1 protein-coding gene is annotated in these 367 nt (G+C 58.9%); it reads right to left on the reverse strand.

The window, feature by feature from the left end:
- On the reverse strand, positions 1-296 hold a 296-nt coding region (locus AC1RPQ_RS08170), incomplete at its 3' end, for a hypothetical protein (protein WP_481762288.1).
- Between the last annotated feature and the right edge of the window lie 71 nt (positions 297-367).

Raw genomic sequence — 367 nt, forward strand, 5'->3', positions numbered from 1 at the left:
GCTGCTGCCTTCGTCGCCTTCGGAGCCTTTGCCGTCTTGGCCGGAGCAGCCTTCGCGGCCTTTGCCGGTGCTGCCTTTGCCGTCTTGGCCGGAGCAGCCTTCGTCGCCTTCGCGGCCTTTGCTGCTGCCTGAGCTTCCGTCAGCTTCGTGACTTGGGCCGTCAGCTTCGCGATGGTCTTGGCTTGAGCTGCGATCGTCTTTTCCGATGCTGCGACAGTCTTGACTGCATCCTTCAGAACTGCCGATGCTGCGACGGTTTTTGCTGCCGGTGCTGCTGCCTTTGCGGTACGTGCCATGATGATTCTTTCCTAAAACGAGTTGAGTGATTTTTGGAGCGCGGGACCTTTCCCGTCACGTTCCTATTTAC

The organism is Dellaglioa sp. CoH-57-MRSF-21 (assembly GCF_056781915.1).